The 22,934-nt window shown below is 71.4% G+C and carries 24 protein-coding genes; 11 read left to right on the top strand and 13 right to left on the bottom strand.

Features of this window, described 5'->3' with window-relative positions; genetic code table 11:
- Positions 1-96 precede the first annotated feature (96 nt).
- Positions 97-1,650: a DHA2 family efflux MFS transporter permease subunit gene (locus ACSHV8_RS11220; RefSeq protein WP_436532059.1), complete on the top strand. Its 1,554-nt coding sequence runs from the start codon at positions 97-99 to the stop codon at positions 1,648-1,650.
- On the opposite strand, the gene ACSHV8_RS11215 is transcribed toward ACSHV8_RS11220, so the two are convergent.
- Both ACSHV8_RS11215 and ACSHV8_RS11210 read right to left on the bottom strand, forming a co-directional pair.
- Complete coding sequence (locus tag ACSHV8_RS11215) at positions 1,640-2,962, bottom strand: acyltransferase family protein (protein WP_436532057.1); 1,323 nt, start codon at positions 2,960-2,962, stop codon at positions 1,640-1,642. The two genes, ACSHV8_RS11220 and ACSHV8_RS11215, sit on opposite strands and share 11 nt — an antisense overlap.
- The gene (locus tag ACSHV8_RS11210) at positions 2,959-3,762 is read right to left on the bottom strand and encodes an alpha/beta hydrolase (protein ID WP_436532055.1); all 804 of its coding nucleotides are present in this window, start codon (positions 3,760-3,762) and stop codon (positions 2,959-2,961) included. Before ACSHV8_RS11210 ends, ACSHV8_RS11215 begins: the two co-directional genes overlap by 4 nt.
- A 134-nt stretch (positions 3,763-3,896) precedes the next feature.
- Here ACSHV8_RS11210 and ACSHV8_RS11205 point away from each other — a divergent pair, with 134 nt between their 5' ends.
- From ACSHV8_RS11205 to ACSHV8_RS11190, 4 genes are all read left to right on the top strand, one after another.
- Positions 3,897-5,015 (top strand): sensor histidine kinase, encoded by a 1,119-nt coding sequence (locus ACSHV8_RS11205; protein WP_436532053.1) that lies wholly within the window; start codon positions 3,897-3,899, stop codon positions 5,013-5,015.
- Complete coding sequence (locus ACSHV8_RS11200) at positions 5,012-5,671, top strand: response regulator (protein WP_436532052.1); 660 nt, start codon at positions 5,012-5,014, stop codon at positions 5,669-5,671. The genes ACSHV8_RS11205 and ACSHV8_RS11200 overlap by 4 nt, the downstream gene beginning before the upstream one ends.
- A 48-nt stretch (positions 5,672-5,719) precedes the next feature.
- The gene (locus ACSHV8_RS11195; RefSeq protein WP_436532050.1) at positions 5,720-6,460 is read left to right on the top strand and encodes an FkbM family methyltransferase; all 741 of its coding nucleotides are present in this window, start codon (positions 5,720-5,722) and stop codon (positions 6,458-6,460) included.
- Positions 6,461-6,662: 202 nt separating this feature from the next.
- Positions 6,663-7,490 (top strand): SDR family oxidoreductase, encoded by an 828-nt coding sequence (locus tag ACSHV8_RS11190; protein ID WP_436532048.1) that lies wholly within the window; start codon positions 6,663-6,665, stop codon positions 7,488-7,490.
- 40 nt (positions 7,491-7,530) lie between these two features.
- Here ACSHV8_RS11190 and ACSHV8_RS11185 read toward each other — a convergent pair whose 3' ends face one another.
- Together ACSHV8_RS11185 and ACSHV8_RS11180 are read right to left on the bottom strand one after the other, a co-directional pair.
- The gene (locus ACSHV8_RS11185; RefSeq protein WP_436532046.1) at positions 7,531-7,866 is read right to left on the bottom strand and encodes an STAS domain-containing protein; all 336 of its coding nucleotides are present in this window, start codon (positions 7,864-7,866) and stop codon (positions 7,531-7,533) included.
- Between the two features lie 135 nt (positions 7,867-8,001).
- Positions 8,002-8,436, bottom strand: a complete 435-nt coding sequence (locus ACSHV8_RS11180; RefSeq protein WP_436532044.1) for a MarR family winged helix-turn-helix transcriptional regulator — start codon at positions 8,434-8,436, stop codon at positions 8,002-8,004.
- 72 nt (positions 8,437-8,508) lie between these two features.
- On the opposite strand from ACSHV8_RS11180, the gene ACSHV8_RS11175 reads away from it, so the two are divergent.
- Complete coding sequence (locus tag ACSHV8_RS11175) at positions 8,509-9,489, top strand: amidohydrolase family protein (protein WP_436532042.1); 981 nt, start codon at positions 8,509-8,511, stop codon at positions 9,487-9,489.
- A 40-nt stretch (positions 9,490-9,529) separates the two neighbouring features.
- Positions 9,530-10,696 carry a serine hydrolase domain-containing protein gene (locus ACSHV8_RS11170; protein WP_436532040.1) on the top strand — a complete coding sequence of 389 codons (1,167 nt, stop codon included), beginning with the start codon at positions 9,530-9,532 and terminating at the stop codon, positions 10,694-10,696.
- On the opposite strand, the gene ACSHV8_RS11165 is transcribed toward ACSHV8_RS11170, so the two are convergent.
- Positions 10,675-11,802 carry a HEAT repeat domain-containing protein gene (locus tag ACSHV8_RS11165; protein ID WP_436532038.1) on the bottom strand — a complete coding sequence of 376 codons (1,128 nt, stop codon included), beginning with the start codon at positions 11,800-11,802 and terminating at the stop codon, positions 10,675-10,677. The two genes, ACSHV8_RS11170 and ACSHV8_RS11165, sit on opposite strands and share 22 nt — an antisense overlap.
- An 88-nt stretch (positions 11,803-11,890) precedes the next feature.
- On the opposite strand from ACSHV8_RS11165, the gene ACSHV8_RS11160 reads away from it, so the two are divergent.
- Positions 11,891-12,697 (top strand): alpha/beta fold hydrolase, encoded by an 807-nt coding sequence (locus ACSHV8_RS11160; RefSeq protein ID WP_436532036.1) that lies wholly within the window; start codon positions 11,891-11,893, stop codon positions 12,695-12,697.
- Between the two features lie 140 nt (positions 12,698-12,837).
- Here the strand turns inward: ACSHV8_RS11160 and ACSHV8_RS11155 are convergent, their stop codons facing one another.
- From ACSHV8_RS11155 to ACSHV8_RS11120, 8 genes are all read right to left on the bottom strand, one after another.
- Entirely contained in the window at positions 12,838-13,710 is an 873-nt protein-coding gene (locus ACSHV8_RS11155; protein ID WP_436532034.1) for a DUF5996 family protein, read from the bottom strand.
- Positions 13,711-13,804: 94 nt separating this feature from the next.
- Positions 13,805-14,341: a copper resistance CopC family protein gene (locus tag ACSHV8_RS11150; protein ID WP_436532032.1), complete on the bottom strand. Its 537-nt coding sequence runs from the start codon at positions 14,339-14,341 to the stop codon at positions 13,805-13,807.
- A complete protein-coding gene (locus ACSHV8_RS11145) occupies positions 14,338-15,513 on the bottom strand; it encodes a Dyp-type peroxidase (RefSeq protein WP_436532030.1) in 1,176 nt (391 codons plus the stop codon). The genes ACSHV8_RS11150 and ACSHV8_RS11145 overlap by 4 nt, the downstream gene beginning before the upstream one ends.
- Positions 15,510-16,076, bottom strand: a complete 567-nt coding sequence (locus ACSHV8_RS11140) for a copper chaperone PCu(A)C (RefSeq protein WP_436532028.1) — start codon at positions 16,074-16,076, stop codon at positions 15,510-15,512. The genes ACSHV8_RS11145 and ACSHV8_RS11140 overlap by 4 nt, the downstream gene beginning before the upstream one ends.
- A 160-nt stretch (positions 16,077-16,236) precedes the next feature.
- Complete coding sequence (locus ACSHV8_RS11135; protein ID WP_436532026.1) at positions 16,237-17,529, bottom strand: pyridoxal-phosphate dependent enzyme; 1,293 nt, start codon at positions 17,527-17,529, stop codon at positions 16,237-16,239.
- Entirely contained in the window at positions 17,502-18,902 is a 1,401-nt protein-coding gene (locus ACSHV8_RS11130) for an alanine racemase (RefSeq protein ID WP_436532024.1), read from the bottom strand. Before ACSHV8_RS11130 ends, ACSHV8_RS11135 begins: the two co-directional genes overlap by 28 nt.
- Positions 18,899-20,074: a heavy-metal-associated domain-containing protein gene (locus tag ACSHV8_RS11125; protein WP_436532022.1), complete on the bottom strand. Its 1,176-nt coding sequence runs from the start codon at positions 20,072-20,074 to the stop codon at positions 18,899-18,901. Before ACSHV8_RS11125 ends, ACSHV8_RS11130 begins: the two co-directional genes overlap by 4 nt.
- Positions 20,075-20,151: 77 nt before the next feature.
- Entirely contained in the window at positions 20,152-20,673 is a 522-nt protein-coding gene (locus tag ACSHV8_RS11120) for a DUF5134 domain-containing protein (RefSeq protein WP_436532021.1), read from the bottom strand.
- 149 nt (positions 20,674-20,822) lie between these two features.
- Between ACSHV8_RS11120 and ACSHV8_RS11115 the strand changes: the two genes are divergently transcribed.
- The 3 genes from ACSHV8_RS11115 to ACSHV8_RS11105 all read left to right on the top strand — a co-directional run bounded on the left by ACSHV8_RS11115 (position 20,823) and on the right by ACSHV8_RS11105 (position 22,919).
- Positions 20,823-21,860: a hypothetical protein gene (locus ACSHV8_RS11115; protein WP_436532019.1), complete on the top strand. Its 1,038-nt coding sequence runs from the start codon at positions 20,823-20,825 to the stop codon at positions 21,858-21,860.
- Positions 21,861-22,077: 217 nt separating this feature from the next.
- Entirely contained in the window at positions 22,078-22,449 is a 372-nt protein-coding gene (locus tag ACSHV8_RS11110) for a hypothetical protein (RefSeq protein WP_436532017.1), read from the top strand.
- On the top strand, positions 22,446-22,919 hold the full coding sequence (locus ACSHV8_RS11105) for an NUDIX domain-containing protein (protein WP_436532015.1): 474 nt from the start codon (positions 22,446-22,448) through the stop codon (positions 22,917-22,919). The genes ACSHV8_RS11110 and ACSHV8_RS11105 overlap by 4 nt, the downstream gene beginning before the upstream one ends.
- The last annotated feature ends 15 nt before the right edge of the window (positions 22,920-22,934 follow it).

The following is a 22,934-nucleotide window of genomic DNA, read 5'->3' as shown; positions in this document are numbered from 1 at the left end:
GTCCCGTACCAGCGTCATGTGCGTTCCGTGCCAGCGGCCGGTGGCAGCGTCTCGCCTGACGCACACAACACGGCGCAACTGCCCGAAGAGGATTTCATGACTGAGGTTGCCTCACCCGCCGCGGCGAACGACGAGCGGATCACCGGGGACATATTGAAGATCGCCGGGGTGGTCGTTCTCGGCGCCATCATGTCGATCCTCGACATCACGGTCGTCAACGTCGCACTGCCGACGTTCCAGACCATTTTCGGTACGGAGGGGAACCCGCTCCCCTACTCCACCGTCGCGTGGACCGTCACCGCCTACACGCTGGCGCTGGCCACGGTCATCCCGCTGACCGGCTGGGCCGCCGACCGGTTCGGCACCAAGCGGCTCTACATGACCGCCATCGCGCTGTTCACCATCGGCTCGGTGCTGTGTGCCATGGCCAGCAGCATCAACATGCTCATCGCGTTCCGGGTGCTGCAGGGTCTGGGCGGCGGCATGCTGATGCCGCTGGGCATGACGATCATGACCAAGGCGGCCGGGCCGAAGCGGATGGGCCGGCTGATGGCCATCCTGGGCGTGCCGATGCTGCTCGGCCCGATCGGCGGCCCGATCCTCGGTGGCTGGCTGATCGACGCCGCCAGCTGGCACTGGATCTTCTTGATCAACCTGCCGATCGGCCTGATCGCGCTGGTCTACGCGTTCGTGGTGCTGCCCAAGGACGCGCCGCACCCGTCCGAGACGTTCGACTTCGTCGGCATGCTGATGATGTCGCCCGGTCTGGCGCTGTTCCTCTACGGCATCTCGTCGATCCCGGCCGAGGGCACCATCTCGTCGGGCCGGGTGCTCATCCCCGGGATCATCGGCCTGGTCCTGGTGGCCGCGTTCGTCCTGTACTCGTTCAAGCCGAAGCACCCGCTGCTCGACCTGCGGCTGTTCCGCAACCGCAACCTCGCGGTCAGCATCATCACGATGTTCCTGTTCGCGGTCGCGTTCTTCGGTGGCCTGCTGCTCGTCCCGACCTACTTCCAGCAGATCCGCGGCGAGTCGGTGCTGCACGCCGGTCTGCTGGTGGCCCCGCAGGGTCTCGGCGCGATGCTGACCATGCCGATCGCCGGCGCGCTCTCGGACAAGCTGCCGGTCGGCCGGATCGTGCCGTTCGGCCTGGTGTTCATCCTGGCCGGCATGATCAGCCTGACCCAGATCACCTCGACGACCTCGTACACGTACCTGATCGTCACCCTGTTCGTCATGGGCCTCGGCATGGGCGGCACGATGATGCCGATCATGACCTCGGCGCTCAAGACGCTGCGGCAGGTCGAGGTCGCCCGCGGGTCCACGCTGCTCAACATCACCCAGCAGATCGCCAGCTCGGTCGGCGTCGCGATCATGTCGGTGATCCTGACCAGCGGCCTGAAGGACGCCAAGCTGGCCTACCCGGCGATCCTCGCCCAGCGTGACCCGCGGATCGCCGAGCAGATCGGCGGCCCGGCCGGCGTCAAGGAAGGCCTGGCCCAGGCCGCGCACGCGTTCGCCCACACCTACTGGGTCGCCGTCGCCCTGGTCGGCGTCACCGTGATCGCGGCGCTGTTCCTGCCCCGCAAGCGCGAGGAAGTCCACCTGGCCGACGGCGAGCAGGCCGCCGCTCCGGTGATCATGCACTGATCCCTCCTGTTCGAACCGGGCCGGTCGGGGTCTCCACCCCGGCCGGCCCGTCCGTCTCCCCACCCGGCCCGCCGCCCGTCAGCGCGACCGGCTCATTGCCCGTCAGCTCGACCGGCCCGCTGCCCCTCACCCCGATCGGCCCGCTGTCCGTCAGCTCGACCGGCTCGCTGCCCCTCACCCCGATCGGCTCGTTGCTCGTCGCCCCGGACGAGCCGGTGGGCTGGAAGATGGCGCACAGCACGGCCAGGACCAGGGCGAATACCGGCAGCCAGAACAACCTGTGCACCGGCCACATCCCCTCCGGGGCGTCGAGCAGGCCGGGCCGCGGACCGGTCGGCAGGCTCGCGAAACAGACCAGGAGCAGGGCGGTCTGGTGCCAGCAGAACAGGGTCATCGCGAACCGGTTCAGCGTCACCACCGGCCGCCACAGTTCGGGCCGTCGCAGCCACACCTCCAGGCGCGGACGCACCATCAGGAAGCCTCCGAGCTGGGCCGCCGCGAGGGCCAGGGCGAACAGCGAGGGCGGGTCGAGGTTCGACCAGCCGTCGCCCGGGACGCCGACCGCGCTGGCCGGATACCCCACGCCGACGACCAGCAGGAGACCGGTGACCACCCCGGCGGCGGCCAGGACCGGGCCATGGCGACGCGTCAGCAGCCCTTCGGAAAAGGCAATTCCCCACATGTACGGGGCGGCCCACCCGACCGGGGCGGCCAGCAACAGCACCGGTGAGTCCACGCCGAGGTGGCGCACCACGTCGGCGAGCGCGATCAGCACCACCGGCACCAGCGACGCCCGCAGACCGAAACGGATCACGGCGGCCCGCAGTGGTCGAGCAGCGGCGAGCAACACGACGTACACGATCAGGAACCACATCGGGTGCGTGACCAGCGACCGCACCGCGTCACGGGTGCTCTCCGGAGCGCCGGCCGCGGCCAGCAGCCCGAGCGCGGCCAGCCAGACCGCGGCGAGGATCGTGACCGGCTTGACCAGACGGCCGATCCGGCTGGTCAGCCGCGGCCGCGCGACGCGTCGGCCCGGGCTGCGGGAGGCGGCGAAGCCGGCCGCGAAGAAGAACAGGCCGAGCGTCTGCAGCAGCCACGTCGCCGGGGTCAGGGCACGGTAGTGCTCCAGGGGGCTCGCGCCGTGCCAGGCGGACGGCTGGTCCGGGTCGCTGACCAGGGCGGATACCAGCCAGTGGCCGAGGATCACGCCGAGGATGGCGACGGCCCGCAGAGCGTCGACCGTGCGATCTCGGCCGGCCGGGGTCGCGGCGGTCAGCCCAGCGATGCGGTCTCGGCCCGTCGGGGTCATGCGAGTCCTCCGGCGATGGCGGCCAGGGCGGCGAGGGAGTCGGTGCCGGGTGCGAGGTAGTGGTCGTGGTCGCGTACGTCGGCGGTCGTGAAGGTTTTGGCGCCGAAGGCGGGGTTTGCCGGTTTGGTGTCGTGGCCGATGCCGAGCAGGCGCACGCCCGGCATCCAGCGGACCCAGTCGCCGCGGCTCTGGCCGGCCCAGACGCGGGCGGTGGTGCCGAGGCCGGCGACGCTGTCGACGCCCATGCCGGGGCTGCCGAACACCGCGATGTCGGTGACCTGCGGGGGCAGGCGGGACGCGGCCAGCCCGATCACCGTCGAGCCGTAGCTGTGGCCGAGCAGCGTGATCGTGGCCCGCGGGTGCGCGGCGGCCAGGCCGTCGACGAAACCGGCCAGGGCGTCGGCGCCCGCCGCGGCCAGTCTCTCCCGGGCGGCTTCGCGAATGGTCTGCGGGGTGTCGTAGCCGAGCCAGGCGATCACCGCGTGGTCACCGGGTCCCATGGCCCGCTGCAGGTTCGCGGCCTGCGTCGCCGGTGACCGATATTGCCGACCGCCGACGCCGCGCCAGAAGTTGGCCAGGCGGTTGGACATGCCGGGGACCAGCACGGCGATGCGGCTCGCGGTGCTCAGATCGCCGAAGACCTGGGCGACCCGGCCCCGGCCGCGGGTGTCGTACAGCAGGTAGGTGCCGGGCGGGCGGTTCAGCGCGGTGGGCGGGGCGGTCGCCGGGGGCGCGAGCAGCGTGCTCGCCGCCGGGGTCACGATCATCGCCAGGACGGCTATCACGGCGTTCTTCCTCATGGCGGTCAATCTGTCGGGCCGGCGCGTAAGCGCGCATCGGCCCGCGGATCACATCGCCGCGGGCGGCCGGTAGCCCACGGGCGTACGTCCGCGGGCCGATGTCGGCGCTGATCAGCGCCGATACGATCACCGCCATGTTCGTACGACTGTCGCGCTGGAGCCTGGTGCTGCTGTTCCCGATCGCCCTGCTGATGGTCGCGTTCATGCCGGTCAGCGCGACCGGTCTGTGGGGTGCCGCGGTCGTGCTGGTGCTGATCCTGCCGCTCGGGCTGATGCGCCGGCACGCGATGACCGCCCTGGTCGTGGTGCTGGTCAGCGCGGCCGGGATCGTGCCGGCGGTGCATCACATGTTCGCCGGCCGGGTCCTGCTCGTCCCGCTGCTGGTGCTGGCCGACATCACGCTGGGCAACGTGGCCGCCTCGACCTCGCGGCGGCGCTCGATCCCGGCCGCCGTGGCCACCGCCGCCGTGCAGGTGGGGCTGGCTGCGCTCGACAGCCCGGACGACCTGTTCACCCTGTACGCGGTCGAGATCCTGGCGATCGTGACCGCGTGGCTGATCGGCAACTCGGTGCGGCAGCGCCGCCAGTACGCGGCCGCGCAGCGCGTCGAGGCCGAGGACCGGGCGGTGCAGGCCGAGCGGCTGCGGATCGCCCGGGAACTGCACGACATGATCGCGCACAGCATCGGGGTCATCGCGGTGCAGGCCGGGATGGGTCGCCGGGTCATCGACACCCAGCCCGCCGAGGCCCGCAACGCGCTGGCCAACATCGAGGAGACCAGCCGGGACACCGCGGCGGCGCTGCGCCGGATGCTGGGCACGCTGCGCCGGGTGGACGTGGAGGCCGGTCCGGCGCCGCTGGACCCGGCGGCCGGGCTGGGTGACCTGGAGGGCCTGCTCGCCCGTACGGGAAACGCGGGTTTGAATGTCGCTCTTGTTCGTGGTGGGGAACAGGTACCGCTGCCGCCCGACATCGACCTGTCGGCCTTCCGTATCGTCCAGGAGGCGTTGACCAACGTGATCCGGCACGCCGGCACCGACCGGTGTGACGTGCTGATCGGGCAGGGCACGAAGGAGCTGATCATCGAGGTGACCGACGGCGGGCGCGGCGGCCAGGTCAGCGACCACGGGTACGGCATCGCCGGCATGCGGGAGCGGGTCAGCCTGCTCGGCGGCGACTTCAGCGCCGGTCCGGGTGGGTCCGGCGGCTTCCGGGTGTACGCGCGGATCCCGCTGCCGGGCGACGGCTCGTGAGCGTGCGGGTGCTGCTGGTCGACGACCAGCCGCTGATCCGCAACGGGCTGCGGGTGCTGATCAACGACGCCGAGGACCTGACCGTGGTCGGCGAGGCCGGCAACGGTGCCGAGGCGGTCCGGATGGCCCGTGAGCAGCGGCCGGACGTGGTGGTGATGGACATCCGGATGCCGGTCATGGACGGTATCGAGGCCACCCGGCACGTGCTGGCCGGCGACAACCCGGCCAAGGTGCTGATCCTGACCACGTTCGACGACGACGAGTACGTGTTCGCCGCGCTGCGCGCCGGGGCCAGCGGTTTCCTGGTCAAGGACATGGCGCTGGACGACATCCTGAACGCGGTCCGGGTCGTCGCGGCCGGGGACGCGCTGATCGCCCCGAGCGTCACCCGGCGCCTGATCGAGCAGTTCACCGGGCGCCCGGCCGCGCCCGCGCCGGTCTACCGGTCGTCCGAGGGGATCACCGAGCGCGAACGGGAGGTGCTCACCCTGGTCGGGCTCGGCCGGTCCAACGCCGAGATCGCCACCGGCCTGCACATCAGCCCGGCGACCGCCAAGGCCCACGTGGCCCGCCTGTTCACCAAGCTCGACGCGCGCGACCGCGTCCATCTGGTGATCATCGCGTACGAGATGGGCCTGGTAAGCCCCGGGGCGTAAGCCCGTGGGCCGATTCGCACGGGCCCGGCGCCGCCTACGTTCGTCGCCGTGACCATCATCAATGCCGTCGCGAACACGCTGTCGCGGCACACCCGGTACCTGGACGACGAGCTGCACACGATCGGCGGGCTGGTCCGGCCCGGCGACGTGTGCCTGGACGTCGGATCGGCGGCCGGCCTCTACAGCCGGGCCCTGTCCGACCTGGCCGGGCCGACCGGCGCGGTGCACAGCGTGGAGCCGCTGACCTTCGGGCACCCGTTCTGGTCGTGGGTGCTCGGTGCGCGGCGGCGCGGCAACGTCCACCATCACGCGGTGGCGCTCGGCGCCGAGCCGGGACGGGCCGCGATGCGGGTGCCCTACACCGCCGACGGGCCCGCGACCAGCCGTTCCTTCCTCGACTGGCGCAGCCACGGGCTCGGCTCGAACGACGAGTTCACCCGGCACGAGGACGTGCTGGTCGACGTCACCACGGTCGACGATCTCGTCACGCGGGAGCGGCTGGACCGGCTGGACTTCGTCAAGATCGACGTCGAGGGCGGGGAACTGCACGTGCTGCACGGCGCGGCGGCGGCCCTGGACCGGTTCCGGCCGGCGCTGTTCATCGAGATCGAGGCCCGGCACACCGCGCGCTACGACTACTCCCCCGAGGACGTCGTCGCCTGGCTCGTCGAACGCGGCTACACGATGTACACCTGGCGGCGTGGATGGACGCCGGCCGGACAGGTCTGCGTCCACACCAACAACTACCTCTTCCGACCCTGTCTATCGCCTGTCAATCACCGTCCGTGACCATGCCGGGCACGAACGGGTCCGTCCCCTACCGACGGCCCGTTCCGCTTCCCGCCAACGCGGGGAGCCGGCGGCGGAGACCCCGGCGGTGGGCGGCCGCCGGTCTCCGCCGCCGACCAGCGTGATGTGACCGGGATCCCGGGTGTCATCGCCGCTCGATCGGATAAGAGTGGAGGTGACAACCGAGGAGAGGATCTTTCTCATGGCCCGGACCTGGTTCATCACCGGCACCTCCCGCGGCTTCGGCCGCGAATGGGCCGAAGCCGCCCTCGACCGCGGCGATCGGGTCGCCGCCACCGCCCGTGACGTCTCGACGCTCGACGACCTCGCGGGTAAGTACGGCGAGCAGATCCTGCCGCTCGCCCTGGACGTCACCGACCGCGCGGCCGGGCAGGCCGCGCTGGCCCGCGCGTTCGACCACTTCGGCCGCCTCGACGTGATCGTCAACAACGCGGGGTACGGGCAGTTCGGCATGATCGAGGAGATCAGCGAACAGGAGGCCCGCGCCCAGTTCGAGACCAACGTCTTCGGCGCGCTCTGGATCACCCAGGCGGCGCTGCCCTACCTGCGCGAGAGCGGCGGCGGCAACATCATCCAGGTGTCGTCGATCGGCGGGATCTCCGCGTTCGCCAACATCGGCATCTACAACGCCTCCAAGTGGGCCCTGGAGGGGTTCAGCCAGTCCCTGGCCCAAGAGGTGGCGTCCTTCGGCATCAAGGTGACCCTGGTCGAGCCGGGCGGGTTCGGCACCGATTGGGGTGGCTCGTCGGCCAAGCACGCGACCAAACTGCCGGTGTACGACGGAGTCAGGGTGAGCGCGGCCGAGGCCCGCAAGGGCCGGGTCGCCAACCCGGGTGACCCGGTGGCCACCCGGTCGGCGATCCTCAAGGTCGTGGACGCGGAGAATCCGCCGCTGCGGATCTTCTTCGGGACCGCGCCGATGGGCATCGCCACGGCCGACTACGAATCCCGGCTGGCCGAGTGGCGGCAGTGGCAGGACGTGTCGGCCGAGGCCCAGGGCCCGGCCTGACCGATTCCCGGGGTCGGCGGCCGGGATGCCGCCGGCCCCGTCACGGGTGCTGCAGCACGGTCAGCAGGCCGGTGATCTGCAGGACCCGGTACACGATGCCGTGCGCGCCGGTCGCCGTCATCGGCACGCCCTTCTTCTCGGCGGCGGAATACCCCTCCAGCAGCGCCCCCAGCGCCTCGGAGTCCATGAAGGTGGCCTCGGAGAGGTCCACGACGAGCCGCTCGCAGTCGCCGGCCACGATCCCGGTGATCGCCGCGACCAGGTCGTCCCGGCCACTGATGTCGAGCGCGCCGCGGATCTTCAGAACGACGGCGCGCCGGCCGTCGGCGTCGGTGTCCCCGGCCTCGACGGTGAGCGTGTAGGTCTGATCGTCCATACATTCCGAATACCCGCCCACCCGGGTCCGGTATTCACGGCCGGTCGGCGCCGCGGCCGGCGCACGCACCGGGAACAGGGCTCAAACCCGGTTCGTGACGTCGGTTACGGCCGTTGCCGGATGCCGGCGCGGGCCCTATCGGGGGCGGCTGACCAGCCGGGTCTCGATACGCTGCAGGGTCGCGGTGGTGGCGGCGATCTCGGCCGGGTCGTCCAGGACGCCGTCGAGCAGGCGGCTCCACACCTCGCGGAGCTGTCGCAGGTTCTCCTGGGCCTTGCGGGTCGGGTAGAGCCGGGCCCGGCGGGCGTCCTGCTCGTCGACCTCCCGGCGGACCAGGCCCTTCTTCTCCAGCGCGCGCACCGCCCGGCTGAAGTTGCTGGAGATCAGCTGGGTGGCCTCGGCCGCCTCGCGCGGTGACGTGCCCGGGTTGCGGTCGATGAAGCGCATGACGCTGCTCTCCAGCGGTGTCCAGGTCTCGCCGCCGGTGTCCTTGGAGGCGTGGATGTGCCGGCTCACGGCCAGGATCAGGTCGGCGAGCTCGAACAGTCTCTCGGTCTGCGCGTCATCCACCCGATCATGCTAGCCTCGCTGTCAGATGATAGTTATCTTTTGATAGCTAACTGAGTACACGGGAGTGGCGACATGACGCTGATCGCGATCGAGGAACACTGGATCACGCCGGACCTGACCGCCGCGCTCCGGGCGCTGCCGGACGGGCAACAGGACGACAGCCTGGCCTTCAACGAGATGGGCGACAAACAGTCCCGGCTGGAGGATCTCGGCGCCGGCCGGATCGCCGCGATGGACGAGCAGGGCATCGACATCTCGGTCCTCGCCCTGACTCCGCCGGGCACCCACCCGCTGGCCGGGCCCGAGGCCGTCCGGCTGAGCCGCGCCGCCAACGACCTCGCCGCCGCGGCCGTCGACCGGCACCCGAGCCGCTTCCGGGCACTGTCGACGCTGCCCATGTCCGTACCGGAAGAGGCGTCGGCGGAGCTGAAGCGGGCAGCGACGCTGGGCCACGTCGGCGCCATGGTGTACGGCCGGGCCGGCGAGATCCTTCTGGACGACCCGCGCTACGACGACCTGTTCGCGACCGCCGAACGGCTCGGCCAGCCGATCTTCCTGCACCCGCAGCTGCCGTCGGCCGCCCTGCGCGACGCCTCCTACCGCGGTTTCGCGCCACTGACCGACCTGGCCCTGGCCACGTTCGGCTGGGGCTGGCACCTCGACGCGGCCACGGCGGCGCTGCGGCTCATCCTGCGCGGCACGTTCGACCGGCACCCCGACCTGCAGATCATTCTCGGGCACTGGGGCGAGATGCTGCTGTTCTGGCTGGACCGCGCCGACACCCTGAGCCGGGTGGCCGGGCTGAAACGCTCGGTCGCCGACTGCGTCCGGCAGAACTTCCACATCACCGCCTCCGGCATGCTCAACCCGGCGCTGCTGCAGCACGCCCTGTCGGTGACCACGATCGACCGCCTGATCTTCTCGACGGACTACCCGTTCCAGCAGCCGTCGCGCGAGGCCATCAGCGGTTTCCTCACCCACTTGCCCACGGACGCCGACCGCGAGAAGTTCTCCTCCGGCAACGCCGCCGCCCTCTTCGGCCTCACCGTCTGAGAGCATCCAGAGACGGAGACCAGGCTGAGGGGGACGGCGCATGGCGGCGGGTGGCTTCTCGATCAAGCGGCTGGGCCGGGTGCGAGATCTTGTCGAGCGGCTGGTCGGGGACGGTTTTGTGCCCGGGGCCATGGTGGTTCTCGGGCGTCGTGGGCAGGTGCATGTCGAGGCGAGCGGATTTCTCGCGTACGAAGGAGCCGGCGCCGGCGTCCCCATGGCGGGCGACACCATTTTCCGTACCGGATCGATGACCAAACCGCTTGTCGCCGCCTGCGCGATGGTGCTGGTCGAGGAGTGCACGCTGAGGCTGGACGACCCGGTCGACGAGTTGCTGCCGGAGCTGGCGGGCATGCGGGTGCTGGCCGATCCGGGCGGGCCGCTGGCCGAGACCGTTCCGGCGCGGCGGCCGATCACGCTGCGGGATCTGCTGGTGTTCACGCTCGGGACCGGCATGGTTCTGGCCGAGCCGGGGACCGTGCCGATCGCCGACGCGCTGGGGGCGGTGCGGGCGCCGTCGCTCGACGAGTGGCTGGGCCAGGTTGGGGCACTGCCGCTGGTGCATCAGCCGGGCGAGCGGTGGATGTACGAGACCGGCGCCGACATGACCGGGGCGCTCATCGCGCGGGCCACCGGCCGGCCGTTCGGTCAGGTCCTGCGCGAGCGGATCGCTGAGCCGCTCGGCCTGAAGGACACCGGGTTCAGTGTGGACGCCGACCGGCTGGGCCGGTTCGCGACGGCCTACGACCGTGACGACGCCCGCACGGTCGCGGATGCGCCGGACGGCCGGTTCAGCGCGCCGCCGGTGTTCGAGGACTGTGGTGGCGGGCTCGTGTCGACCGCCGACGACTACCTGGCGTTCGCCTCGGCCCTGCTCGCCGGCGGCAACGGGGTCCTGTCGCGGGCGGCGGTGAGCCTGATGACGACCGACCATCTGACTCCGGCGCAGAAGGCGGTGTCCGGTTTCGGGCCGGGATACTTCGACAACCAGGGCTGGGGTTTCGGGATGTCGGTCATCACCCGGCGTACGCGGCTGGGCCCGTCCGTGGGAAGTTACGGCTGGCCCGGCTTCTGGGGCACGGCCTGGTACAACGATCCGGCCGAGGACCTGTCGGCGATCGTCGTGATGCAGCGGGCGCACATGGGCGACCAGAACCTGCCCCTGTGGAACGACGTCTGGACCAGCATCTACCAGGCGATCGACGACTGAGCCGGGTAGGCGTAGTAGAGCTCGGCGTGGCCCGAGCTCACCGACTCCTCGACCCAGTGTTCGCCGCAACGGTCGCAACGCCAGAGCCGACGCCAGTGATCGGTATCGGTCTCGATCAGCGTGCACCGGGGCCGGATCGCGTCCCAGTGGGCCGACATGGCGGCCGCCACGTCCCTGCTCGGCGAGGTGGTGAACCAGCCGTGGGCGCAGACGCACCCCGACTCCAGGGGCAGGTAGCCGTAGCGGCGCGCCCAGGCCAGGACCTGGTGGGTCTTGCGCCGTGAACGCCAGCCGCGCTCGCCCTGCCGCTGCCGGCCGTAGCTCAGGGCGAGGTCGGTCGCGTCGACCTCCGGGTGGACCAAGGCGCAGGCCAGGGCGTCGTGCGCGCGATAGGGGCGGCCCCGGTCGTAGGCGGTTTCGGCGGCCTTCCGTACCGAATCGGCCGGATAATCGCCGGCCTGCGCCAGGGCCAACCGGGCGAGCTTGACCGCCGGCCGTGGAAACAGCCCGGGCCGGACCGGATCACCCGGCTCGCCCCGGGCGGCGAGCCGCACCGCGGGCAGATCCTCGGCCGGCACCGGTGGGACCGGACTCTCGGGCGGGAAATCTTTTCCGGACAAGAAACCGGCGAAGTCGACCGGTGACGGATGCGCCACCGAGAGCCGGGGCACCGGTCGGCGCGCCTGCAAGATCGCGTGGTCGAGCCGGGCCGGCCGCGTGTCGTCGCTGCCCAGACCGGCCAGACAACTGCGGGCGCACGACCGATCGGCGTCGTCGGGCGAGTCCAGCCACCGGATCACCACGCCGTCCAGCCGTGGATCACGGAAGAATCGGAGGGTACGGGCGGCTCGCCGCCGTACCGGAGGATGGTCGTCATAAAGAGCCGCGACCAGCCCGTCCGCCGCCGCCTGGCGCTGCGGCGTCGCCTCGAACTCGGCGAGCGCGAACGCGGCCAGCGCCCGAGTCCCGGTGTCACCCTCGCGGAGCAGAACGAGCAGACGATCAGCCGCCGGTGCGCCCAGTTCCACGAGACGGCGGCCGGCGTCGACACGCTCACCGAATCCGTACCCGAACTGTTTGACCAGGGCCGAAAGCTCATCGCGCACCCCGGCATCGTAGGCGCCCACTGTTTGCCCACAACACGTTCGTAGCGTCCGGGCCGACGACACATCCGGCTCTTCAGGGGGAAACACCATGAGGAAAGTCAAGAGCATCGGGATCGCCGCAGCGGTCCTGGCCGCGACGACGCTGGTGATCACTGCCGGTCAGGCGGCCGAAGCCACCGGCGGGCACCGCGCCAAGCCGACGGTGGTCCTGGTCCACGGCGCGTTCGCGGACTCCAGCGGCTGGAACGACGTCGTGCGGCGACTGCAGCACGACGGCTACCCGACCGTCTCGGCGTCCAACCCGCTGCGCGGCGTCGAGTCGGACGCCGCCCAGGTCAAGGCCCTGCTGGACAGCATCCAGGGGCCGATCGTGCTGGTCGGGCACTCGTACGGCGGGATGGTGGCCAGCCGGGCCGCGGTCGGCGACCCGGACGTGAAAGCGCTCGTCTACATCGCGGCGTTCGTGCCGCAGGCCGGGGAGAGCGCGGCCGACCTGTCCGGGCAGTTCCCGGGCAGCACCCTCTCCGAGACGCTGCGGCCGGTGCCGCTGCCCGACGGCAACGTCGACCTGTACGTCGACCGAGCGCTGTTCCCGCAGCAGTTCGCCGCCGACGTGCCCGCCTCGCAGGCCGCGCTGATGGCGGTCGCACAGCGTCCGGTCACCGCGGCCGCGCTCAACGAGGACGCGACCGGGCCGCAGGCGTGGCAGACCATTCCCAGCTACTACCTGGTCGCCGGGGCCGACCGGAACATTCCGCCGGCCGCCCAGAACTTCATGGCCGGTCGCGCCCACAGCGTGGTCCGGGCCGTGAAGGGCGGCTCCCACGCGGTGTTCGTCTCGCAGCCGGCGATCACCACGTCACTCATCGAGAAGGCGGCCCGCGAGCACTCCTGACCGGGGCCGGGCCCAGCAGCGCCAAGGGAAGGACGAGGAACAGGCTGACGGTCATCATCGTCTCGACCGGCGCGTGGTGACTCCAGACCACGCCGGCCGGGCCGATGATGGTCTGGTCGGCGGCGGCCAGGAGGTAACGCCTACCAGGCGGCCAACTCGTCGGCCGCGATGAATGTGGAGCGCAGGAAGGTGGCCAGGGTGGCGTCGGGGTCGGACGAGTCGGCCACCGTCTCGTACGGCAGCAGGAACTCCCCCATCGCCGTGTCGAAGCGGGCGCCGTCGACCGGGACCGACCACTCCCGATAGGCCGGCGGCTCCGGATACGCGTACGCGTAAAAAGCCCCCTCCTCCCCGCCCCCGGGCCAGAACCCGCAGCTCGCGAGCTCGTGGGAGTAGCCTTCGCGCATCACCGACGGCGGGCAGTTCGGGGCGCCGCCCGGGTGCGGCGGGGCGGTCCGGCCGGAGAAGCGGGTGTAGGCGAGATCCATCGCGCCCCAGAAGAAGTGCACCGGGCTGGCTTTGCCGGTGAACTCCGAGCGGGCCTGGTTCATGACGCGCCCGGCCCGGGTCAGCTGCCGCCAGAAGGTCTGGACGGCGTCGCCGTCGTACGCGCGATGGGTCTCGTCCTTCGCGAAGGGGATCGCGTGTTCGACCTCGTTCGGGACGGCATGAATGGTGGTCGGGATCCCGAGCGCGGTCAACGATTCCATGACCTCGGTGTAGAAGACGGCCACGGTCTTCGGTTCCAGGGTGACGACGCGGGACTGTCCGTGGCTGGTGCGGATCTGCAGTTCGTGGGCGAGGAAGTCGAACTCCAGCTCGAACAGCCCCTCGTCGTACGGGATGGCCATCGTGGTCAGTCCGCGCGCGCTCGGGTGCAGGGTGACGTGCCACCAGTGGTTGACCGACGGCGCGTGCACCATGCGGATCTTGCCGACGATCTGCGTCCACATGTGCAGGGTGTCCCTGGTGTCGGTCCAGTCCGCGACCTTGAGCCGTGGCCACTTCCCCATGATCGTCCCCTTCGGTCGTCTCACCCACCGTCATGACGGCGTCGTGACAGACCTCCATTCTCGCGACCGCACCGGGGTCATGCGGGGATCACCCCTAAAACCGCTTTTCCCGTACGGCGTTTCGCCGCGACGTGTACAGGTAGGCGCCCGCACCCACCACCAGCACGAGCAGCGCCGCACCCAGGCCGATCAGCGCTCCGGGCGGCGAGTCGTCCGGTGCGGGTGCGGCGGCCGCGGCGGCTTCGGCCGGGGTCGCCGCGGCGGGCCGGGCCGGGTCGGCGACGGTGAACACGTACGAGCCCTGGACCGTGTGGCCGTCCGAGGACACGACCCGGTAGGCGACCGTGTAGGCGCCGTTACCCAGCGCGGCGCCGAGCGTGAGCGTGCCGGAGTCACCGTCGACGGCCGGGGCCCCGGCCGGGACCCGTTGCCGGGACGCGTCGCTGACGACGATCGTGGTGAAGTCCGGGTTCAGGCGTTGACTGAACTTCAGGGTGACCGCGGTGGGGGCGCTCGCCAGGGTGGCGTCCTTGGCCGGGGTCGCCTCCAGCAGCTGGGTGTGCGCCGAGGCCGCGACGCCGGGCGTGAGCACCGCGACCACGATCGCGACCACGAGCAGGAGCCGCCTCATGCGAGCACCTGCTCGCCGATCCAGCCGTTCTCGGCGCAGCCCGGCGGGATGGCGAAGACCGCCGAACCGATCGGGGTGATCCATTCGTTGAGCAGGTCCTTCTCGGCCAGGCGGCGCTGGATCGGCACGTACTGGCGGGCGATGTCCCGCTGGTACGCGGCGAAGATCAGGCCGGCGTCGGGGCGACCGGCCGCGTCCGGGGCGAGGTCGTAGTTGTACGGCCGCCGCAGGATCTTCAGGGCCGGGTCGGTCACGTGAGCGCGGGTGACGTGCGAGTAGTCCGGCATCGCGGGCAGGCCGGTCGCGTCCAGGGCGGTGAAGTCCGGCTCGTCGTGCTCGGCCTGCCCGCTCAGCGGGGCACCGGACTCCAGGCGCCGGCCGGCGGCATTCTCCTTGTCGGTGACCGAAAGGATGTCCCACTTCTCGATCTCGGCGCGGATGCGGCGGACCACCAGGGTCGTCGAACCGTCCGGGTTCCAGACCGCCGTCTCCAGGGCCGTGTCGCGCGGGTTGGCCGTGCCGTCGAGCTGGCCGAGCACGTTGCGCTGGGTGTGCTCGGGCGCCTGGACGCCCGGGCTGCGGCGGAAACCCTGCTGCACCCAGCGGACCGCGCCGAACGGGCGAGCGTCCTTGATCAGCATGCGCTGGGTGTGCGCGACCGTCAGCGGGTCGTCGGCGCAGATCTGCAGCAGCAGGTCGCCGCCGGACCAGGCCGGTTGCAGCCGGTCGATCCCGAAGGCGGGCAGCTCGGCGACCGGGGACGGCAGGCCGGCGGCCCGATACAGCCCGGGGCCGAACCCGAACGTGACGGTCAGCCGCGCCGGCAGCGTGGCCAGGGTCGCGTCGGTGTCGCCGAGGGCAGGCGCGCCCTGGGTGAGCCGGGCGGCGTCGTCGGTGAGCAGGCGCAGCATCCGGCCCAGGGCGGCCCGGTCGGTGCCCTTGGCCAGCATGAACGCGACAAAGGCGGCGTGCGCGGGTGGATCCTGGGCGATGCCGGCCTGCCGCGGGCCGTGAAACGCGACGGTGGCCGTGCCGGTCCCGCCCGCGCCGGTGTCGGCGGCCGCCGGTCCGGCGGCGACGGCCGGGGTGCTGGGGGCGAGGACGCCGAGGCCGGCGACCGCGCCCCCGGTGAGCAGGCGCCGCCGGCTCACCGGGGAGGGTCGTGACGTCATGGCTTGGTGCTGCCCATCGGCATGGCCGACGCCGGCATCGACATGCCCGGGTCGTAGCTCTCCCCGGCGCCCGCGAACGGTTTGGCGATGGCGGTGAACGGCACCGCCGTGCCGTCGGCCAGCGTGAGGGTGAACGTGACCTGGTCACCGGCCTGGATGGCCTTGACCGGCTTCATCAGCATCAGGTGGTCGCCGCCGGGCGAGAGCTCGTGACTGCCCTTGGCCTTGATCACGAAGCCGCCCTCCTTGGGCTGCATGACCATCTTGCCGTCCTTCATGGTCATCTCGTGCAGCTCCATCGGTGACGCCGGGGAGGCCGCCGCGGTCACCGTGATGTCCTTGTCGGTGTCGTTGACCAGCACGCCGAACGCCGCGGTCATGGCGCCCGCGTCGGCCGCCTTCACCCACGGGTCCTTGATCGTCAGTGTGGTGGCGGCCGAGGCGGCCGGGGTGGGGGTGGCGCTCGTGGCGGTGGTGTCGTTGCTGCCGCAACCGGCCAGGCCGAGGGTGGTCAGAGCGGCGGTGAGCATCGCCGCGGTGAGGAACTGCCGGGTCGTTCGCATGGTGTCCGTTCTGATCGGGGTCTTCAGCGTGTTGGTCCCGACTCACGCTCCAGAAGTTCCCGCTAAATCAGAGTTTTTCATGATTTGCCCGGCGGCCACCACGACGCCCAGCGCGGGTCGTGCCCAGTAGTCGCCGTCCGAGCCCGCCGAGTTCCCGGGATCACCGAGCGCGGGCGCTCGACTCCATCGGCAGCCCGGCGTCGCGCCACGACGTGATCCCCCCGGCCAGCCCGGCCGCATCCTGCCCGAGGTGCCGGGCGAGCGCGGCCAACCGGGTGGACCGCTCCCCCGCCGCGCACACGAACACGACGGTCACCCCGGCCGGGAACGGCGACCCTTGAGCGAGCAGGCTCTCCAGCTGATCGTCACGGATGTTGAGCGCCCCGGGCACGTGCCCGATCCGGTAGGCCATGCCCCCGCGCGTGTCCACGACCAGCGTGTCGGCCCGACCGGCCAGTTCCTGCGGCGACAGCAACGGCACGGCCGCGAGTTCGTCCGCGCCGGGCCGATACCGGGCCGCTCGCCCGAACAGGTCCGGCCGCCGCTGCCGCAGGTAGGGCACGTACGGTTCGAGGCGATCGCACACGATCAGCACCGCCGTCACCGGCGACCCGCCCGCGGGCCGGCGGCCGAGCACGTCGAGCGCCGCCGCGTAGGTCGCCCCGCTGGTCGGCCCGGCCAGCACGCCGTAGGCCCCGGCCAACCGCAGCGTCGCGTCGATCGCCACGTCCGGGTCGACGGTGACGATCTCCGAGTAGAAGCCGGGTTCGAACAGGCCCACCTCCCACATCTCCGTCTCGGCCCGGATCCCCGGGATGAACCCGGTGCGGTCGGAGACGACACCGACCGTACGCAGATCGGGGTTGTGTTCTTTCAGGTAGGAGGCGGCGCCGCGGGTCGAGCCGGTCGTGCCCAGGCCGCCGATCAGGTAGTCGACGTGTCCGAGGTCGTCGTGGATCTCGCGCCCGGTGCCGCGGTAGTGCGCGTCCACGTTGCGCTCGTTGGTGTACTGCGACGGGTGCAGCCATCGTCCGGGCTCGGCCGCCAGCAGGCGCTCGATGGTGGTGAACACGTCGTCGGGCGCGGTCGGGTCGGGGCATTCGGACAGGCCGGGCAGCTCGCGGACGTCGGTGCCGAGCAGGTGCAGCAGATCCCGTACCTCATCGATCTTGACCCGGTTGGTGTAGGCGCGGACCCGGCCGCCGTGCAGCGTGGCCAGGATCTGCAGGGCCTTGGCGGTGTTGCCGCTGGACGCCTCGACGATGTCGCGATCGGCCAGTCCGGGCAGGTGATCGTGGATCATCGCCCAGGCCGCGCGGTCCTTGACCGACCCGAACGGGTTGAACGACTCCAGTTTGGCGTAGAGCTCGACCCCGTCCAGACCGTGCCCGGCCGGGTCGAGACGCAGCAGCGGTGTGCCGCCGATCAGCTCGCTGATGTGCTGGTAGAGCATGTGTCGCCTCCGTCGGCTCGCCACTGGAACACGCCGCCGCGCCGGGTCGCCGCGACCTTCGGCGGGCGGGGATGCATCAGCGCCCCGGACGCGGACAGATCCATCTGGTACGCGGCGGTGTTGACGAACACCATCAGGTCCCCGGGTTGCGGAAGTCTTGGCAGGCGCACGAGGTGGTTGCTGATCATGTCGCGTTCCAGGCACAGGTTCCCGGCCAGGAACGCCTCGCAGCCCTCGTCGGGCTGACCGTTGTGGATCAGCACCGGGTCGACCATCAGCTCCTGGTCGGCCGGGGTGACCATGTCCCGGCTCAGATCGAGCACGACCAGCAGGCTCCCGTCCGCCGCGCGCCGGGTGAACTGCACGGTCGCCACGGTGATTCCGGCCTGGTCCACCAGGGCTTTTCCGGGTTCGATCCACAATTCGAGGAGATTTTCCCGTACGGATTCAGCCACCGTCCGCCCGTCACCGAGCGTCGCGTCCAACAGGTCGCCGAGCATGGTCGTCCCCGGTTCGGCGCCGGTGTAGCGGTGGAACACCGGCGTGCCCCGGACCGCGCCGTCCCGGCCGACCCGATAGCCGAACGTGTATCCGCCCCAGGCCAGCGACGGTCCCTGCCCGGCCAGCCCCTCCCGCAACCGCTGCACGTAGGCGTCGGCGCCGTCCGGGTCGTCCAGGTGCACCTGCCGGAAACCACCACCCACGTCGATCACCTTCGGTGACAATCCGTGCGCGTACGCGTTCTCGACCAGCTCAAGCGCAACCGTCACCGCCGCCACCCGTTCGGCCAGGTCGGCGGTGTCCAGGTGGAACGCGATCCCGGCCAGGTCGAGCCGCTCCGAACCGGCGACGACCTCGAACGCGGCCGGGAAGTCGGCCGGGGCCAGACCGAAACGGCTCAGCCGGCGGCCGGCCGACAGGCGCAGCAGGACCGGGACCCGGGCCGGGGCGAGGCGGGCGATCGTCTCCAGTTCCCACAGGTTGTCGACGTTGACGGTGAGTCCGCCGTACGCGCAAAGCTTTTCCAGGAAGGTCTCCCCCTTCGGCCCGGTGGCCTCGATGCGACCCGGTGGGAAGCCGGCCCGGAGTGCCTGGGCGAGTTCGCCGCCGGAGGCGACGTCGATGCCGATGCCGGTGCGCAGCGCGGTGTCGACGAACGCGCGGGCCTGGTTCGCCTTGTGCGCGAAGCAGATCCGGTGCGGGACGTCGCGCGCGTCGAGGGTGGCCCCGAACGCGGTGACGTTGGCCGCGAACACGTCCGGCAGCACGATGTTGACCGGCGATCCGTGCTCGCGGACCAGCTCACCGAGGGTCGCCGGGTCGGCCAGCAGCGCGGCGATCTCCGGGCCGATCCGCGGCGCCAGCCCGGTCATGCTCCGCCGATCACGGTGTAGCCGCCGTCGCGGATCGCCTCGAACGCGCGGCGCCGGTTGCGCGGGCTGCGGAAATCGGCGACGGTGACCCGCTTGCTGACCAGGTCGACCTCGTGCACGGTCAGGTCCATCGCCTCCAGCACGGCGCGGATCGTGCCCTGGCAGTGCCGGCAGTTCATGTCCGGGACCAGGAACGACGTGGCGTCACCGTCGTCGGCGACGGCCTGCGCGGACTCCTCGATCGTGATCACGTCGAGCAGCCGGCCGAAGGTTTCGACGTAGACGTCGGCCAGCGCCGGCACGATCGCGGTGCGGGCCAGGCAGTGCGGGCGCGTGTCCGGCGCCAGCAGCGCGTACTGCCGGGAGATCAGGTCCAGCTCGTCGTGGTACTTGTGGACGGCCTCCTCCTCGGTCAGCCCGTCCACGGTCGTCGCCTTCAGCATCACCGCGTGCGCGTCGGCGATCGTCGCGTCCTTCATCCGCCGCAGCACGTCGACCGACCCGGCCGTGTAGCGCAGCGGCCCGTCGCCCGTGAACCGCACCGGGATCATGCCGCGCCGCAGCGTGGAGGCCTGCAACTCCCAGTACCACTGCCCGGCGACGGCCAGGAAGATCCCGCCGTCGCGCAGCGCCCCGGCGAAGCCGCGCGCGTCCAGATCGGGCCGGTCGGCCGAGAGCAGCGCGTGCTGGGCCAGGGTGCGGCCGGCCGCCTCGACCCCGATCCGCAGGATCTCCCGCGGCTCCTGATCGGTGGTCGTGCCGGCGAGAACAGCCTGCTCATCGGGGGTGAGCCGGGCGATCCGGGCGGTCAGCTCGACGTCGGCTCCGAGCGACCGCCACAGGGCGAGGGTCGTCTCGCGGGCGGCGATCGGCATGATCGGGCCCAGCCCGCCCTGCCGGTAGTGGCCGGTGCACGGCACACCGGACGAGTCGGTCCAGGTGATCCGGTGGGTGGCCACGGTGACCTGCCCCGGCGGGCAGGGCCGCATGAATTTCTCCAGGTAGAGCCGCTGCGAAAGGGTGAGATGGCTCCCCGCCTCGGCAATCACACCATTGCTTGTGTACGGAATCAGCCTGCGCTCGCCGCCGGTCGGCGTCGTGAACAGTCCCGGGTGGACAAGACCGGCCAGGACGGCCGACGCCGCGGTCCGGTCGTAGCGAGGTGGGATCATGGCAGCGGCCTCCCTTGGCTCTCACTCGTTCGAGTCGTCCGGCCGACCCGTTTGGTTCCCGTTCCGTGCTCAGGGGGTCACGCCATGGCGAGCAGCGCCACCGCCATTCCCGCGCTCATCAGGCCGTGGCAGAGCGCCGGCCAGTGCACCGGTCGCAACGGCGTCGCCAGGCGCATCCCGGACAGCACCCACCAGATCGCGGCCAGCATCAGGTAGCCGCCCAGCCCGGCGCTGATCACGGCGGCATGACCGAGCGGGGAGTGACCGTGATGGTGGGCGGCGGCCGGCGCCGCGGTCATCCAGATCATCGCGGCCGCGGCGGTCGCGAAGAACACCGACGTGCGCCGGCGGCCCGTGGTCCGGGTCGCCCGCGCCACGAACCAGCAGGCCGCGACCGTGAACACGGTGACCCAGACGAGCTTCGGGACGCGGGCGCCCCACGGCCACAGCATCGCGATCATCGACCCGGACATGATCAGGTGCAGTAGTTCGGACAGGGGATCGTGGGCCTTCGGGCGGACACAGCGGATCAGGTGGAAGGTGGCCGCGACCGCGAACGCCGCGGTCAGAAGCCATTGAAGAGACGCTATACCGATCATCGTGGGAGCCCTCCGGCGTCGCCGATTTCGACCCTAGGGCATCCTCACTGTTAGCAAAAGGATGAACACTTCAGGTCACCCCGCACTCATTCACGCCTCAAGATATGCGCACTTCAGAATGATGACGGGCGGCCGCTAGGTTGACGCGGATGCGCACGAATGGACGTACCGTAAGCGCCCTGATCGTGGCGCTCACCGCCGGTGGCACCCTCCTGATCAAGGGACCGGCGACCGCCCCGGCCCCGGCGCCGAAGGCCGAGCGCGCCGACCTTCCCGCATACCTCGCCGACGGCTCGACGTTCACACCCCGCCTGTTCCTGAAAGCCGGCACCGCCATCGGCGTCGCCGGGACCCGGCTGGTCATGCTCACCGGCGGCACCGTCCGCGAACTGCGCCCGGCCGCCCCGCTCGCCGGCAACCCCGACTACGACGACTTCACCATCGACGGTGACGACGTGGTGTGGGCCGAATCCAGCGACACCGCGCCGCTGCGCATCTGGACGCTCGACGTCCGATCCGGGCAGGCCCCGCGGCCGGTCACCACCGACACCGGAAACGCGGTCTTCTACGGCAACCAGCAGGACCTGTCACTCCACGGTGGCCGGGTCTACTGGGCGGCCACCGCCGAGGACGACGTCGACGTCACCGAGATCCGCTCGATCCCCCTGGCCGGTGGCGGCGGCCCGGTCGAGGTTCGCCGCGTGCCCGGCCAGTGGGGGCTGACCGCGTGGCCGTGGCTCACCGACTCCCCCGGCGGGCCGTCCCCCACCACCCACCTGCGCAACCTGGACACCGGGCAGGTCGTCACCGTACCGACCGGCGGAGGCGAAGCCACCGAGTGCAGCCCCCGCTGGTGCCGGGTGATGATCTCCGACAGCGAAGGCCTGATCCGCATCGACATGATGCACCCGGACGGCACCGCCCGCCGCCGCATCGCCGGCCCGGACCTGGCCGCCGCGGTCGGTGACGTGGCCCTGCTGGACCGATTCGACGTCCTCTCCCAGAACACCCCGGACTCGGATCTGACCGGCATGGCCGCCCTGCTGGTCTACGACCTGTCCACGAACACCACCCTCACGTTGACCAGGGTCGCGACCAACGCGTTCGCCCGCGCCGGCGTCCTCTGGTGGTCCACCGGAACCGCCGAGGCGGCCCGCTGGCACAGCCTCGACCTCCGCACGATGTGACCTCACCCGGTCGCGCTCACCCGTCCGGGTTGCCGGGCCGGAGTTTTCGGCGGGCCCGCGGATACGATGCTTCGCTGTGCCTGCATCTCGAACGCGCAAGGCGAAGAATCTCTGCGTCGGCCGAATCCGCGCTGGCCGCGTGGCGGGAGTCGGTCGGTGCCGCCGCGGACGGGGTGGCTTTGACCGTGGTCTTCTCGCCACGCTCGTGCCGGGTGGGGTGGCCGATACCCGGCTCGGCGGGGAGGACCAGGGGCAGTACGCCGAGTTCCTGCGCGTCCGACGCCTCGGCCGGACCGTCCGGGAGGCGACCAGGAAAGCGCGCGGCCGGGCCCGCGTACAGCGCGATCGTCCGGCGCTCTACGCGTCTTGTTCGCCGCACAAGGTGGCGCAGATCGTGCCGCACCTGCGTTCCTTCTACGACGACGATTTCGCCGCCGAGCTCGTCGCGGTGCTGCCCGCATGGATCCGCCTGCTGGCCGAGCAGACCGGCCTGGCCGATGATCTGACCGAGCGCTGCCTGTCCTACGCCTCGGGCGAGAAGCTCTTCCCCGGGCTGTGCCCGAATCCCATGGCCCGGCCGGCGGAATGACCGACGACTACACCGCGACGCTGCCGCGCAAGCGGATGGGGGCCGGCGCGCTGATCACCGACGAGCAGGGGCGGGTGCTGCTGGTCGAACCGACCTACAAGCCCTACTTCGAGGTTCCCGGCGGCACGGTCGAGGCCGACGAGTCGCCGCACGCCGCGGTGACGCGCGAGCTCGCCGAGGAGCTGGGTCTGGCCGTCCGGCCCGGGCGGCTGCTGGTCGTGGACTGGGTGCCGCCGCGGCCGGACCGCACCGAGGGACTGATGCTGGTCTTCGACGGCGGAACCCTGACGCCGGACCAGGCCGGGCAGATCCGGGTGCCCGCCGACGAGCTGCGCGGCTGGGCGTGGTGCACCGAGCGGGAAGCCGCCGAGCGGCTGCCCGCCCTCCTGAACCGGCGAATCACCGCGGCGCTCCGGGCGCGGGCCGGGAACGCGATCGCCTATCTGGAGGACGGGCACGCCGTCATGTGAGCGAACCGCATAAAC

Source organism: Actinoplanes sp. HUAS TT8 (genome assembly GCF_051380535.1).
Taxonomy (GTDB): Bacteria; Actinomycetota; Actinomycetes; order Mycobacteriales; family Micromonosporaceae; genus Actinoplanes.
The sequence above is the reverse complement of the archived record's forward strand: the minus strand, read 5'-3'. Positions and strand labels throughout refer to the sequence as shown.